Source organism: Pseudomonas sp. S3E12 (assembly GCF_001702295.1).
Lineage (GTDB): Bacteria > Pseudomonadota > Gammaproteobacteria > Pseudomonadales > Pseudomonadaceae > Aquipseudomonas > Aquipseudomonas marginalis.
The window spans coordinates 435,233-450,120 of sequence record NZ_MBDT01000005.1 but is presented as its reverse complement, the minus strand read 5'-3'; the positions used below and the strand labels follow the sequence as shown (position 1 = coordinate 450,120).

Here is a 14,888-nt window from a genome sequence, read left to right as displayed (position 1 = left end):
TAGCAGCTGCGGATTTGCGCGGTGTTGGATTATGCGGTGCTTCAGAGCGGCTTGCGTTCCCGCCGCATCCACAACTCGAACGCCATGGCATTGAGCGGACGGCTGATCAAGTAGCCCTGGGCCGTATCGCAGTTCCACTGCTTGAGCAGCTTGAGGCTGGGCTCGAATTCCACACCTTCGGCCACCACCTTGAGCCCCAGGTTGTGGCTCATTTCGATGGTCGAACGCACGATCACGCCGTCGCCGCTGGTGCTGTCGAGGTTGCGCACGAAGGATTGGTCGATCTTCAACTCCTGCACCGGCAGGCGCTGCAGTTGCGCCAGGGAGGAATAGCCGGTGCCGAAGTCATCCACCGACAGGCTGATGCCGCAGCCGCGCAGTTGCTCCAGCACGCTCAAGGCTTGCTGCGGGTTGTGCATGATCGCACTTTCGGTGATTTCGAAAATCAGCTGCCGGGCCGCCACGCCGTACTGCATCAGCAAGGTGCTGACGCGGATCGCCAGGTCGTCATCGGCCAGGTCATCCACCGAGATGTTCACCGACAATTGAATGTGCATGCCGCGCTGCGACCACTCGCCGATCTGGCGGATGGCTTCTTCGATCACCCACAGGGTCAGGCCGCCCATGCTGCCGGTGCGCTCGGCCAGGGGGATGAACTCGGCGGGCGACACCAGCCCCAGGGTGGGATGCTGCCAGCGCAGCAGGGCTTCGGCCTGGCACACCTCGCCATGCTTGAGGTCGAGCTTGGGCTGGTAGCACAGGTACAGCTCGCCTTCGACGACGGCCCGGCGCAGGTCGCGGATCAGGGTGATCTGGCGCTGGTGGGCGAGGTCGCGGTCCTGCTGGTAGATCTGCAGATAACCCGGCAGCGTCGCCGCATCGTGGCGGGCGATGGCGGCGCGACTGATCAACTCTTCCACCTGCTGGCCATCGGCGGGGTAGGCGGCGATGCCGATGCTGACTTCGTGGCGCACTTCATCATTGCCGATGCGCTGGGGCTCGGTAAGCAGCGCGTAGAGGCGGTCGGCGCGGGCCACGGCGCGATCGATCTCGGTATTTTCCAGCAACAGCAAAAACTCGCTGCCGGTGATGCGCGCCGCCGTGTCGCTGGCCAGCAGGCTCATGGACAGGCAGCGGCTGGCTTCGCGCAGCATGTCCTCGACCCCCTCCGGACCGAAGCCTTCGTTGATCACCCGGTAGTTCTCGATGCCCAGGTACAGCAATACCACCGGCCGTCGTGCACTGATCGCACTGCCCAGGCGCTCCATGGCCAGGGCACGGTTGGGCAGGCCGGTGAGCGGATCATGCAGGGCGTTATGGGCCAGTTGCCGTTCGCGCACGGCGATGCCGCTTTGCATGGCATTGAAGGCGCGGGCCAGCAAACCGAACTCATCGTGGCTGCGTACCCGCACCGGCGTGCGGTAATCACCGGCGCCGATGCGCCCCGCCGCTTCCACGAGGGCGTTGAGCGGGCGCGAGACCCGCCGCGCCAGGAACAACGCGCCGGCCAACGACACCAGCAGCACCGCAAGGGCAATCCCGAGAAACTGCCGGTCCAGCGGCGCAAAGGATTCCAGCGCATGGTCCAGCGGGCTTTGCAGCAATACGCGCACGTCATCGCCGTCGCCGGTATTGGCCAATGGAAGCACGCGGCTGAGCACGCGCTGACCGTGGAACCCATGGATCTGTGCCTCAGGGTTGAGCGGAGCGTCGTGCAGCAGGCTGAGGGCGGTGGCCCGGTACGCGTCGGGCTGGGTGCTGAACAGAGGGCCGGGCGTGCCGTCCTGCACACTGAGAAACGACACTTCCAGGTTGCTCATGGAGCGCAGTTCATAGGCGAACAGTTGGTCCATGGCAAAGCCCATCACGATGCGCGCGATGGGCAACGGGTCGCGCACTTCATCCTGCACCAGCAGGTAAGGCCGCCCGTCCAGGGCCACGATCACCATGTGCAGGCCATTGCGCCGCGCATGGCGCAAGGCGGCGTCATAGGGGAACGGCTGGCCGCGGGTGAGGATAGGGAGTGTGCTGACCATGACCTTGCCATCCAGGCCCAGCACAAACACTTCGCTGGAACGGATGCCGGTGCCGTGGCGCCGCAGTGCCGCCAGGATCGGCGCAGGCTTGCCCTCGGCCACGGCCTGCTTGAACGGACCATCGCCGGCGAGCCAGTCGAGCCCGTATTGCAAGCGCCGCCCGCGCAGGTCCAGCAGGCGCTCGAATACCTGGGTTCCGGTTTTCAGTTGGACTTGTGCCTGGTTCTCCACGGCACGACGGGTGGCGCTCTTGACGGCGAAATAGGTGGCGGCGACCACCACCAGCAGCAACAGCGCCAACACCCCGGCAATACGGGTTTGAAAGGTATGGCGCCATGTCATGGCAGTGCCCTCCGGCAGCGTTCGCCGCTCGCCGCCGCCGCGTCCCTTAGTCATGTGCATTCCTTGCGCCCTGACCTGCTGTCAAAAAAACATCCATTTAGACTGGACTTTTTGTTTTAGCAGATTAGCTGGGACATCGCATAAGCGCACCGAATAAAACCGGGGATTTAACTGTCATTTTATTGGCGACAACCGCTTGGCCATATCCGCCTGTCAGCTGCGGGCGCGCATGAAATCCCCCCAACGCCGCACCAGATAGTTGTGCTCATCCATGACCGAGTTCCACACCGCGATATGCCCCATGCGCTGCTCATAGGAGCCGCCATCGCGCACCTCGCCGATATCGATCAACGGCAACCCATCACTGCCGAGCAGCTCCTCCCGCGCAGGCTTGCCGGCGTACCAGTAATCCCACTCGGCACTGCTCAGGTGATCACGGCTGCGCGCCGGGTTGCCGATGTAGTAACCCTGGCGCGCCATCACCGCGCCCGGCCAGCCGGACAACCACCAATTGAGGTACGCGTAGGCCGCATCCAGCACCGGGCCTCGGGCATGGCGCGACAATGACAAGCCGCCGAACCAGGCGCGATAGCCTTCGCGGGGCACCGCCAGGCGGTATTTCACTCCGGCGCGGTGCAGACGCATCAAGGTCGGCGACCACAGGCTCTGGATATCGATGCTCGGGCTGAGCATCAGTTGCGCGGCCTCTTCATCGTCGGACCAGAACGCGGCGAAATGCCCTTCCTTCTGCTTGCGCACCAGAATATCGGCGAGCACGTCGATCTCTTCGATGCTCATATTGCCGATGTCGTTGAAGCGCGCCAGCCCCGCGCCCTGCACCGCCAGCGCAGCATCCAGGGCGCCGATGGCGGCATCGCTCTGCAACGCCGTGCGGGCGCGCCAGGCCGGGTCCAGCAGCCAGCCCCAGCTTTCGTTACCGTGGCAAAAACCCTCGGGCAGGCGCTCGGGGCGGTAGGCGAAGCTGTCGGCATTGTGGGTCAGGGGCAGCATGCTGATGCGCTCGGTGACGGTGCTGCCGAGGCTGCCGTCGTGCTGCACGAACAGGCGTTCGCTGGGCACGCTGCCGCTGCCCAGGCGGTCATTGGGCGACAGCCGACCGCGCTTGGGCAGGTCGTTGATCTCGTGCCACAGCGCGATGCGCCGCGTGTCGATGGGCTGGATCGCCCGGGCCGGCCACACGAAGTCGACGTTGTGAAACCATTGGTCGTAGAGGTCGTAGCTGTCGGGCTGCATCACTGCGATGCGCTGGGCCTGCTCCACATCGTGCACCTGGTACACCAGGCGAATCCCCAGTTCCTGTTCGGCGCGCACCCGCAGGCATTCGAGCAAAGTGACCGAGGTGCCGAGCACCCGTAAGGTGATCATCCGGCGAACCGCCGTGAGAACACCTCAAAGGAACGCCGCAGCAACGCTGGGTCGAGACCGCGCAGGATAAACACCAGGCGCGATTGCCGCTCGGTGCCTGGCCAGGCGGGCAGATGGACCGGGGCATGCAGGCAATGCTGCACGCCATGAATGACGATGGGGGCGTTACTGGCGTTCACGTTGAGCAGTCCTTTGACGCGAAGGATTCGTTCGCCGTGGCATCTTAACAGCATCGACAACCACACCCCGAAGCCGACCCAGTCCAGCGGCCGGTCGAAGGTCATACTGCACACTTGGGCCGCCCCATGGCTGGCGCTGATGGTCTGGTGCAATTGCCAGCGGCTGACTTCCAGGGCGGGCTCGGCACTGCGCAGGCCTTCACCAAGCAACAGTTGGTCGCCGCTGTGGATGGCGTGGGTATCGAGGATCGGCGTACCGGCGTTGAGCGCCTGCAGGTGCGCACGCAGCGGTTCGCAGTCATCCACAAGATCAGTCTTGCTCAGCAGCAAACGGTCTGCGGCCGCAACCTGGGCCAGCCATTCCGGGTGCAGGCGTTCCTGCAACGCGGCGTGGCTGGCGTCCACCAGCGTCACCACCAGGCCGATATGAAAACGCCCGCGCAGTTGCACATCGTTGTTCAAGGTGGCGAGGATCGGGGCCGGGTCGGCCAGGCCGGTGGTCTCGAGAATCACCCGTTTGAACGCAGGAATTTCGCCGCGCTCGCGGCGTTGCAACAGGCCGAGCAACGCGTCCTTGAGCTCGCCACGGATGGAGCAGCAAATGCAGCCGCTGGGCAGCAGCACAGTGTTCGGCGCGACCTCTTCCACCAGCAGATGGTCGATGCCGATATCGCCGAATTCGTTGATCAGCAACGCGGTGTCGCCCAGGCTTTCGCCTTGCAGCAGACGCTGGAGCAAGGTGGTCTTGCCGCTGCCGAGAAAGCCGGTGATCACATTTAGAGCAATGCTCATATTTACCTCCACGCCCGGTAGGAGCGAGCTTGCTCGCGAAAAACCCGAGAGCGCCACGTACATCCAGACAACACGCGTTATCGTTGACGTTTTTCGCGAGCAAGCTCGCTCCTACAGTGGGGTGTTTTCCAGGTGGTCAAGTAGACGCGGATCAAGGGGATCCAAAGGCCGGCCGAGCATGGTTTCAGCCGCCTGCCAGAGTTGATCCAAGCCGCTCGCCAGTGCCTGTTTACCGGTGGCGCCCAACAGCAGATAAGACGCACCCTGGAAGTCTTCGACCTTGAGCCGGAACACCGCCAGCACCTGGTTGATCGCGGCGATACGGCGCAGGCGTTCGCGGCGCCTGGGCAGTTCATCGCCCAGGGGATCACTCCAGTGCAGGTCTTCGCCGAGCAGTCCGCAGAGTCCGCACATGGCTACACCCCGCTCATGGCATGACATCGCCGGAGTTCGGGCCCAGAGTCTGACCGACGAACAGGTTGCCGCCCGGCTCGCTGGCCAGCAGCACGGCGGTGGGCGCCACTTCATCCGCCAGGCCGAAGCGTCCCAAAGGCAATTCAGCGGCCTTGGCGCGCTTCCAGTCGGCGCTGATACCGCCCACTAACGGCGTCTCGATCGGGCCGGGAGCGATGGCGTTGACCAGCACATTGTCCTTGGCCACTTCCAGGGCCAGGGACTTGGTAAAACCGATGACCCCGGCCTTGGCGGCCGCGTAGTGGGTAAGTTCGGCGCCGCCCTTGATGCCCAGTTGCGACGCCACGTTGATGATCCGCCCCCAACGCTGCGCCAACATATGCGGCAAGGCACGTTGGCTGGCGACGAACACACTGGTGAGGTCGACGCGCAGCATGTCGTTCCACATCTCGATGGACAGGTCGACGCAACGCGCCTGGGTGAGCATCCCGGCATTGTTGACCAGGATATCGATGCCGCCGAAATGTTCGACGCATCGGTCGACACTGGCCTGGGCACCTTCCACCGTGCCCACATCGGCCACGCACTCGACCACCTCGGCGCCCAGGTTACGGCAGGCGGTCGCGGTTTCGGCGAGGCTGGCGGGGTTGCGGTCGGCCAGTAACAGCCGCGCGCCTTCAACGGCGTAGGCGCGGGCGATGGCGGCACCGATGCCGCTGCCGGCACCGGTGATCACGGCACGGCGGTTATCTAGTTGAGGCATATGAAAATCTCCTGAAGCAAACACAGCCCTCTCCCACATTTGGATTGAGTACATCAGTCAGGCCAGCGCACGGTGAGGCCGCCGTCGATGACGATGCTCTGCCCGGTCAAATAACTCGACGCTTCACTGGTCAAGAACTGCACCAACGACGCCACTTCATCCGCGCGCCCTACCCGCCCCAACGGAATCGCTCGAGCAGCCTTTGCCAGACCTTCCGGCCCCAGCGAGTTCTTCGCATCCAGCGACTGCGGCGTCTCGATCAACCCCGGGATCACCGCATTGCAGCGAATGCCCAGGGGCGCCAGTTCCACCGCCAGCGAACGGCACAAGCCCGGCACACCGGCCTTGGCCGCCGCGTAGTGGCTGTGGTCCTGCCAGCCATACACGCCGCCGGCAATCGAAGAGATCGCCACCAGCGCGCCGCCTTCGTTCATATGCCGCGTCGCCGCGCGGAAGGTACGCATCACCCCGGTCAGGTCGACATTGAGCATCTCGTTCCATAACTCGTCGGTCATTTCCAGCAGCGGCGCACGGCGCAGCAAACCGGCGTTGGCCACCGCGTAATCCAGCCGGCCGAAATGCTGTACCGCCTGCTCGGCGAGGGCGTCCACCGAGGCGGTATCGCCCACGTCCAGCGGCAACATCAGGCACTCGCCCCCCGCCTCTTCCACCAACGACACGGTGGTGCCCGGGTCGTGGGGATCGGCCGGGTAATACCCGCCCACCACCGCCACGCCACAACGTGCATAGGCCACGGCGAGGGCTTGGCCGATGCCACTGGCGGCACCGGTAATCAGGGCAACTTTACGGCTCATCACATTCTCCTTACTGAACGGTTTCCGGACGCACATGGCGTGCGGCAAACATCAGCGCGCCGGACAAGAAGCATGGCAGCGCGCCGAACCACAGCGCGGCGGTCTGCCAGTCACTGCCGGCGGACAACACCTGGGTCGCACCAAAGCCCGCGACCACGGCACCAATCGGGCCCATGGCATGGATGATCGCGCCGCCGGTGGCGCGGATGCTGGTGGGGAAACTTTCACTGATAAAGAAAAGCGCCGCCGAGTACGGCCCGATCAGGAAGAACAGGCCCAGGCTGTACAGCCCGACCACCATCGGCATATTGCTTGGGCCAAACAGCATGCCGGCAAACGCCAGGCCGCCGAGCATCCAGCCCAGGCCGATCACATTGCGGCGGCCGATCTTGTCGCCCATCCAACCGTGGCTGAGGTAGCCGCAGTAACCCACCAGGTTCGACAGCACGAGGATGATCAGCGAGTTCTCGAACGAAATGTGGTGCACGCTGACGATCACCGAGGTGCCGAGCACGCTGAACACCTGGATCGCTGCCCAGTTGAGCAGCAGCGCAGCGCCGATCACCAGGGTGGCGCGACGGGCCGGGCCACGGAAGGCCGCCTTGAGGCCGGCCTTGCTGTGTTCGTCGTAGTCCACGCCGTAGGTCACGGCAACGTTTTGCGCTTCGGTCACCGCACCGCTTTTACGCAGTTGGCTGATGCGCTGGTGGATCTGGAATTGCGGGCTCTCCTTGAGCTTGCGCGCCATGATCGCGATGACGATGGCCGGGATCGCGGCGAAGATGAAGCACCCTTGCCAGCCGATGATCGGCAGCAACAGCGCGGTCAAGCCGGCGGCGATCAACGCACCGACCGGCCAGCCGCCCTGCACCAGGCTGTAGATGAAGCCGCGGCGCTTGGTCAGGCGCGGGTCTTCCGAGGCGCCATACAGCTCGGTCAAATAGGTGGCGTTGACGGTTTCTTCGGCATACCCCAGGCCGCCCAGCGAACGGATCAGAATCAGCGGCGACTTGCCCCACGCGCCGCCAATGGCGGTCAGCGCCGAGCACAGTGCGGAACCGGCCACGGTGAAAATAATCCCTTTGCGTCGCCCCAGCTTGTCGACGATCGGCCCGATGGCCAAGGCGACCACGGCGGTACCCACCGCCACCCAGGTCGCGATTTCAGCCTGCTCCACTTCACCCCAGCCAAAGTGCCGGCCGATCTCCGGCAGCAAGGTGCCGAACAGGATGAAGTCATACACCGCAAACACCCAGGCGAAAAACGCGATCCAGGTGGCGAAGCGCACTTCCTGGGACGTCAGTTGCCGGGGTTTCCAGCCAGTCAGGTCAAGCTTGTTGTAGATGGACATAATCGCGCCTCGGGAGGTGGAGTGGGCTTTCTGTAGGAGCGTGCTTGCTCGCGAAAATCGTCAACGATGACGCGGGCATCCTGAATGCACGCGGTGCTCTCAGGCTTTTCGCGAGCAAGCTCGCTCCTACAGGGTTGGGGTCAGGTACGCGGTTGGCGGCGGATAAAGTCGTCGGCGATTTCGTCGAAGGTGACGAAGCGCACGCCGGCATGGCTCTGGATGTGTTCGATCAAGCGCTCGAGCATCAGCAGCACTTGCGGGCGGCCGGACACGTCGGGATGGATGGTCATGGTGAACACCGCGTGTTCGTGCTCGCGGTAGACCCAGTCGAACTGGTCGCGCCACATTTCTTCGAGGTGGCGCGGGTTGACGAAGCCGTGGCTGTTGGGGGCTTTCTTGATGAACATCATCGGCGGCAGGTCGTCGAGGTACCAGTTGGCCGGGATCTCTACCAGGTCGGTTTCTTCGCCGCGCACCAGGGGTTTCATCCAGGTGTCGGGGTGCTGGCTGTAGTCGATCTTGGTCCAGCTGTCGCCCTTGCGTACGTAGTAGGGGTGGAAGTCGTTGTGCATCAGGCTGTGGTCGTACTTGATGCCTTTTTTCAGCAACAGCTCGTTGGTGACCTTGCTGAACTCCCACCACGGCGCGACGTAGCCGGTGGGGCGTTTGCCGGTGACTTGGGTGATCAACTCGATGGATTTATCGAGGACGATTTCTTCCTGCTCGGCGGTCATCGCAATCGGGTTTTCGTGGCTGTAGCCATGCACGCCGATTTCGTGGCCGGCGTCGGCCACGGCCTTCATCTGCTCGGGGAAGGTTTCCATCGAGTGGCCGGGGATAAACCAGGTGGTGCGCAGGCCGTAGCGTTCGAACAGTTTGAGCAGGCGCGGCGCACCGATTTCACCGGCGAACAGGCCGCGGGAGATGTCGTCGGGCGAGTCTTCGCCGCCGTAGGAACCGAGCCAGCCGGCGACGGCGTCGACGTCGACGCCAAATGCACAGAGGATGTCTTTAGCCATGGTGTTTCTCCTTAAAGGTTGAGGACGGATTCGACGGACAAGGCTGCGCGCAACAGCCGCGCGTCTTCTCCGCTCGGGGCACTGAGCAGCAGCCCGGTGGGCAGGCCCTGGGCATCGCGACCGCTGGGTAAGCTGATGCCCGGCATGTCGAGAAAACTGCCGGGCATGGTCAGGCGCAGAGTGGCGAGGTTGGTTTTGACGAACAGTTCGTCATCGGCCTCAAGCGGTGCCAACGCCGGGGCGACATGGGCAACGGTGGGGGTGATCAGGACCGCGCCGTCAAGCGCGTCGAGCAGTTGCTGTTGCAGGCGGCGACGTGCGTCGGTCAGGTGGATCAACTGGCTGGCCGGCAATCCGCGCGCGGCTTCAAGGCGGCGGCGCACGCGGGGGTCGAGGTGCTCGGCGTCAGCACTGTCGAGCAGGGCCTGGTGCAAGGCGAAGGCTTCGAACGCGCCGAGCCAGCCTTGGTGCTTGATCAGGTCCAGGGTGGCCTGGAACGGGGTGCTTTCACGCTCTTCAATCAGCGCACCTTCGGCCTTCAGTCGCTCAACGGCGCGCAGCAGGTTGTTGCGCACCGCAGGCTCCACGTCGGCCAGCACACCTTGTTCCAACACAAAACGCTGCCCTTTCAGGCGGCGGGCAGTGTGCTGCCGGGCACGGCCATGGAGCAGGTCGTCGATGGCCAAGGCATCGCGCACGCTGCGGGTCAACGGGCCAAGGCTGTCGAGGGAACGGGCCAGGGGAAACACACCGTCGCGGCTGTAGCGTCGGCTGCTGCTGCGGTAACCCACCAGGCCGTTGAGCGCTGCCGGAATGCGGATGGAGCCTGCGGTGTCGGTGCCCATGGCGATCGGCACGATACCGGCCGCGACCGCCACCGCCGACCCGGACGACGAGCCGCCGGGAATACGCGCCTGGTCCGTGCCATGGGGATTGTGCGGCGTGCCGAAATGCGGGTTCAGGCCCAACCCGGAATAGGCGAGTTCGCTGAGGTTGGTCTTGCCGACGCTGACCATCCCGGCACGGCACAACAGGCCCACGCTGGGAGCATCGAGCAACGCGGCGGGCGCAGTGCGGCGGTAGGCGGCACCGGCGGTGGTGATGCTGCCGGCCACATCGAACAGGTCTTTCCAGGCCAGGGGCACGCCATCGAACACGCTCAAGGACTGGCCGGCACGCCACCGGGCGGCGGACGCTTCGGCTTCACGGCGCGCGCGTTCGGCGGTCAGGGCAATAAATACGCTGGTCGAGCGGCTCGCTTGATCGAGTGCCTGTTCAAGGGCTTGCACCGGGTCGCTGCGACCGCTGGCGAAATCCTCGGCCAGTGAAGTGGCGTCTGACATCAGGGAAACCTCATAAAACGTACATATTAATAAAATGTACATTTTACAAAGGCAGCTTTCGTGCCAGTCTCTGCGTAGCGCTCGTGGCGCGATTACGCATTCTTACCCAGAGCTACGGGATAGATGGTGTTGATCAATGGAAAAAAAATGTGCGCCCCACTTGCGAAGCGCTCCCAATGAAATAATGTATCTTTTATTAATAAGTACATTTTGGTGCAGAAAAGTAACATTCCTACATTCAAGGCCCCAAAAAAGTGCCACCGACGTGGCGCAGGGTGACAGGCGCAACTTATGAGAGAATCCCCGGCCATCGTCCTACATGCCTTTGAGAAATCGATGAAAGCAGTGTCCGCCTCGGCCTCCCGTTACGCGATGATTCACCAAGTGTTGCGCGACGCGATCGTCAATGGCACCGCCCGCCATGGTCTGGTATTGCTCGAAGCGCCCCTGGCCGAGCTGTTCGGCACCAGCCGCGTGCCGGTGCGCAAGGCGCTGGACCTGCTGCACGCTGAGGGCTTGATCTGCCGTTTCAACGGCCGGGGTTACCTGATCAACCCCGACGGCCTGGCCATGGAGCCGCTGCGCCTGCCCTTGAGCCATGGGCACCTGGGCCTCAATGGCGAGGCCGAACTGGTGGACACCCGGCCGTTGGGCGAGCGCATCGTCGAGGAAATCGGCGCGGCGCTGTCCACCTGCATCGCCTTTGGCCATTACCGCCTGGATGAGCAAGCCGCCGCCGACCACTACGGCGTCAGCCGCGCGGTGGTGCGTGAAGCGCTGATGCGCCTGCGCGACCGTGGCCTGGTGGAAAAAGAGCCCTATTCCCAATGGTTGGCGGGGCCCTTGACCGCGCGGGAAGTCACCGAAGATTACGAACTGCGCGCCTGCCTCGAACCCGAAGCCCTGCGCCAGAGTGCCCCGAACCTCGACCGCGACATGCTGGAGGCTATGCTGCAGCGCGTGCTGGATGCCCAGGACAGCCCCCAGTGCAGCCTGGAAGCCATCGAGCAGATCGAAGAGGACCTGCACCAGCGCTGCCTGGCCGGCCTGCAGAACCGCAAGATTGCCGCGCTGATTCGCCAGGGCCAGAGCCCGATGATCATCAGCCGGATTTTTTACCGATTGCTGGGGATCGGTGCCGATCCGGCGATGCTTGCCGAACATCGCTTGATTCTGGAGCTGCTGCTGCATGGCGCATTCGATGCCGCGGCGTTGAATCTGCGCGAGCATCTGCAACGGGCCCGGCAGCGGATGTTGCAGCGCCTGAAAGTGCTCTCGGTGCTGCCAGAACAGCCACTCCCCGCTTACCTCCACAAAATCAGCTGACCCATATTGACCAATGTCGCCGCAGTAATTTCCTGCAATATGTTGCTATCTCACCCCCACCATTGAAACCACTGCTACCCCGCCCCATCTAAGCTGCATACTTCCTGATGCAGGTGCCCCATGAGCGACCAGCAAGAATTCCCTGATTACGACCTCAACGATTACGCCGACCCCGAAAACGCTGAAACCCATTCGTCCAATACCGGCCTGGCCCTGCCTGGGCAAAACCTGCCGGACAAGGTCTACATCATCCCGATCCACAATCGGCCGTTCTTCCCGGCGCAAGTGCTGCCGGTGATCGTCAACGAAGAGCCGTGGGCCGAGACCCTGGAGCTGGTGAGCAAATCCGACCACCACTCCCTGGCCTTGTTCTTCATGGACACACCACCCGAAGACCCGCGCCATTTCGACACCTCGAGCCTGCCGCTGTACGGCACCCTGGTGAAGGTGCACCACGCCAGCCGCGAGAACGGCAAGCTGCAATTCGTCGCCCAGGGCCTGACGCGCGTGCGCATCAAGACCTGGCTCAAGCACCACCGCCCACCGTACCTGGTGGAAGTGGAATACCCGCACCAGCCCAGCGAGCCGACCGACGAGGTCAAGGCCTACGGCATGGCGCTGATCAATGCGATCAAGGAACTGCTGCCGCTCAACCCGCTGTACAGCGAAGAGCTGAAGAACTACCTCAACCGCTTCAGCCCCAACGACCCGTCGCCCCTCACCGACTTCGCCGCCGCGCTGACCTCGGCCACCGGGAACGAGCTGCAGGAAGTGCTGGACTGCGTGCCGATGCTCAAGCGTATGGAAAAAGTCCTGCCGATGCTGCGCAAGGAGGTGGAAGTCGCACGCCTGCAAAAAGAACTCTCCGCCGAGGTGAACCGCAAGATCGGCGAACACCAGCGCGAGTTCTTCCTCAAGGAACAGCTCAAGGTCATCCAGCAGGAACTGGGCCTGACCAAGGACGACCGCAGCGCCGACGTCGAACAGTTCGAGCAACGCCTGGAAGGCAAGGTGCTGCCTGCCCAGGCGAAAAAACGTATTGATGAAGAACTGAACAAACTGTCGATCCTCGAAACCGGCTCGCCGGAATACGCCGTCACGCGCAATTACCTGGACTGGGCCACCTCGGTGCCCTGGGGCGTGTATGGCGAGGACAAACTCGACCTCAAGCACGCACGCAAGGTGCTGGACAAGCACCATGCCGGCCTGGATGACATCAAGAGCCGCATCCTCGAGTTCCTCGCGGTGGGCGCCTATAAAGGCGAAGTCGCTGGCTCCATCGTGCTGCTGGTGGGCCCGCCGGGCGTGGGCAAGACCAGCGTGGGCAAATCCATCGCCGAGTCCCTCGGGCGGCCGTTCTATCGCTTCAGCGTCGGCGGCATGCGCGACGAGGCCGAGATCAAGGGCCATCGCCGCACCTACATCGGCGCCCTACCGGGCAAGCTGGTGCAGGCGCTTAAAGATGTCGAAGTGATGAACCCGGTGATCATGCTCGACGAGATCGACAAGATGGGCCAGAGCTTCCAGGGCGACCCGGCTTCGGCACTCCTGGAAACCCTCGACCCGGAGCAGAACGTCGAATTCCTCGACCACTACCTGGACCTGCGCCTGGACCTGTCCAAGGTGCTGTTCGTGTGCACCGCCAACACCCTGGACTCGATCCCCGGCCCGCTGCTGGACCGCATGGAAGTGATTCGCCTGTCGGGCTATATCACCGAAGAAAAAGTCGCCATCGCCAAACGCCACCTGTGGCCAAAGCAGCTGGAAAAAGCCGGCGTTTCGAAAAACAGCCTGAGCATCAGTGACGGCGCCCTGCGCGCACTGATCGACGGGTACGCCCGGGAAGCCGGGGTGCGCCAGTTGGAGAAACAACTGGGCAAACTGGTGCGCAAGGCGGTGGTCAAGCTGCTGGATGAGCCGAACTCGGTGATCAAGATCGGCAACAAGGACCTGGAAAGCTCCCTCGGCATGCCGGTGTTCCGCAACGAACAGGTGCTGTCGGGTACCGGCGTGATCACCGGCCTGGCCTGGACCAGCATGGGTGGCGCTACGTTGCCGATCGAGGCGACCCGCATCCACACCCTCAATCGCGGCTTCAAGCTCACCGGGCAGTTGGGTGAGGTGATGAAAGAGTCCGCCGAAATCGCCTACAGCTACATCAGCTCAAACCTGAAGTCGTTTGGCGGCGATCCGAAGTTCTTCGACGAGGCCTTCGTGCACTTGCACGTACCGGAAGGCGCCACGCCGAAGGACGGCCCGAGCGCCGGGGTGACCATGGCCAGCGCGCTGCTGTCCCTGGCGCGCAACCAAGCGCCGAAAAAAGGCGTGGCCATGACCGGTGAACTGACGTTGACCGGGCATGTGCTGCCGATTGGCGGGGTACGCGAGAAGGTGATTGCGGCGCGGCGCCAGAAGATTCACGAGCTGATTTTGCCGGAGCCCAATCGCGGCAGTTTTGAAGAGTTGCCGGAGTACCTGAAGGAAGGCATGACCGTGCACTTTGCCAAGCGCTTTGCGGATGTGGCGAAGGTGTTGTTCTGATAGAGCGCTAGCGCCTGAACTGGCCTCATCGGGGGCAAGCCCCCTCCCACACTTGAATGTGTTCACACATCAACATGTGGGAGGGGGCTTGCCCCCGATGGCGTGAGTGGCCGCAACCTGTATCCTGCTTGTAACACCCTGTCTTATCTTCGGTTATGCTCGGTCTTCGTCGCCAAACAACGGAGCCCCCATGACCGCTGCCCGCCTGCTTCTCCCCCTGAGCCTTTGCCTGCTCGCCGCCTGTGCCAGTGCGCCGAAGCAAAACGTCACCGTGGACAACCAGAGCGCCTGCCCGCTGCAACTCAAGACCGGGCAAAACCTGATCCTCACCCTGCCGAGTAACCCCACCACCGGCTACCGCTGGGCCATCCAGGATTCCGCCGGTGGCGTACTGCGTGCGCTGAGCCCCGAGGTGTACAGCAGCTCGGAATCCGGTGTGATCGGCGGCGGTGGCCAGTCCACCTGGCGCTTCCAGGCATTCACGGCCGGCCAGGGGCGGTTGCGCCTGACCTCCCAGCAACCCTGGGAACCGGAAGCCGAACCCGCCGAGACCTTCGATTGCGCCATTACGGTGAACTGAT

12 protein-coding genes and 1 pseudogene are annotated in these 14,888 nt (G+C 63.5%); 4 read left to right on the top strand and 9 right to left on the bottom strand.

The annotated features are described in order from the left end of the window. Positions 1 to 41: 41 nt before the first annotated feature. The 7 genes from BB029_RS06850 to BB029_RS06820 all read right to left on the bottom strand — a co-directional run bounded on the left by BB029_RS06850 (position 42) and on the right by BB029_RS06820 (position 8,078). Positions 42 to 2,378 (bottom strand): bifunctional diguanylate cyclase/phosphodiesterase, encoded by a 2,337-nt coding sequence (locus BB029_RS06850; RefSeq protein WP_065938962.1) that lies wholly within the window; start codon positions 2,376 to 2,378, stop codon positions 42 to 44. A gap of 213 nt (positions 2,379 to 2,591) precedes the next feature. Continuing rightward, positions 2,592 to 3,764 carry a PotD/PotF family extracellular solute-binding protein gene (locus tag BB029_RS06845; protein ID WP_065938648.1) on the bottom strand — a complete coding sequence of 391 codons (1,173 nt, stop codon included), beginning with the start codon at positions 3,762 to 3,764 and terminating at the stop codon, positions 2,592 to 2,594. Further along, positions 3,761 to 4,735 carry a GTP-binding protein gene (locus tag BB029_RS06840; protein ID WP_065938647.1) on the bottom strand — a complete coding sequence of 325 codons (975 nt, stop codon included), beginning with the start codon at positions 4,733 to 4,735 and terminating at the stop codon, positions 3,761 to 3,763. The genes BB029_RS06845 and BB029_RS06840 overlap by 4 nt, the downstream gene beginning before the upstream one ends. A gap of 111 nt (positions 4,736 to 4,846) precedes the next feature. Next, positions 4,847 to 5,149, bottom strand: a complete 303-nt coding sequence (locus BB029_RS06835; RefSeq protein WP_065938646.1) for a hypothetical protein — start codon at positions 5,147 to 5,149, stop codon at positions 4,847 to 4,849. 13 nt (positions 5,150 to 5,162) lie between these two features. Next, a complete protein-coding gene (locus BB029_RS06830; RefSeq protein ID WP_065938645.1) occupies positions 5,163 to 5,912 on the bottom strand; it encodes an SDR family NAD(P)-dependent oxidoreductase in 750 nt (249 codons plus the stop codon). Between the two features lie 53 nt (positions 5,913 to 5,965). Beyond that, positions 5,966 to 6,727, bottom strand: coding sequence for an SDR family NAD(P)-dependent oxidoreductase (locus tag BB029_RS06825; RefSeq protein ID WP_065938644.1), 762 nt, complete (start codon positions 6,725 to 6,727; stop codon positions 5,966 to 5,968). A gap of 10 nt (positions 6,728 to 6,737) precedes the next feature. Next, entirely contained in the window at positions 6,738 to 8,078 is a 1,341-nt protein-coding gene (locus BB029_RS06820; RefSeq protein WP_065938643.1) for an MFS transporter, read from the bottom strand. Positions 8,079 to 8,122: 44 nt separating this feature from the next. Between BB029_RS06820 and BB029_RS34110 the strand changes: the two are divergent. Then, positions 8,123 to 8,209, top strand: a pseudogene (locus BB029_RS34110) (outer membrane lipoprotein carrier protein LolA); the annotation flags it as partial. Positions 8,210 to 8,218: 9 nt separating this feature from the next. On the opposite strand, the gene BB029_RS06815 reads toward BB029_RS34110, so the two are convergent. Next, positions 8,219 to 9,097, bottom strand: coding sequence for a polysaccharide deacetylase (locus BB029_RS06815; RefSeq protein ID WP_003234086.1), 879 nt, complete (start codon positions 9,095 to 9,097; stop codon positions 8,219 to 8,221). A gap of 11 nt (positions 9,098 to 9,108) precedes the next feature. Next, a complete protein-coding gene (locus BB029_RS06810) occupies positions 9,109 to 10,440 on the bottom strand; it encodes an amidase (RefSeq protein WP_065938642.1) in 1,332 nt (443 codons plus the stop codon). Positions 10,441 to 10,776: 336 nt separating this feature from the next. Between BB029_RS06810 and BB029_RS06805 the strand changes: the two genes are divergently transcribed. The 3 genes from BB029_RS06805 (at position 10,777) to BB029_RS06795 (ending at position 14,887) form a co-directional block, all read left to right on the top strand. Continuing rightward, complete coding sequence (locus BB029_RS06805) at positions 10,777 to 11,766, top strand: GntR family transcriptional regulator (protein ID WP_065926589.1); 990 nt, start codon at positions 10,777 to 10,779, stop codon at positions 11,764 to 11,766. Between the two features lie 120 nt (positions 11,767 to 11,886). Beyond that, positions 11,887 to 14,307 (top strand): endopeptidase La, encoded by a 2,421-nt coding sequence (gene lon, locus BB029_RS06800; protein WP_065938641.1) that lies wholly within the window; start codon positions 11,887 to 11,889, stop codon positions 14,305 to 14,307. A 190-nt stretch (positions 14,308 to 14,497) separates the two neighbouring features. Beyond that, positions 14,498 to 14,887, top strand: a complete 390-nt coding sequence (locus BB029_RS06795; protein ID WP_065938640.1) for a protease inhibitor I42 family protein — start codon at positions 14,498 to 14,500, stop codon at positions 14,885 to 14,887. Position 14,888 lies beyond the last annotated feature (1 nt).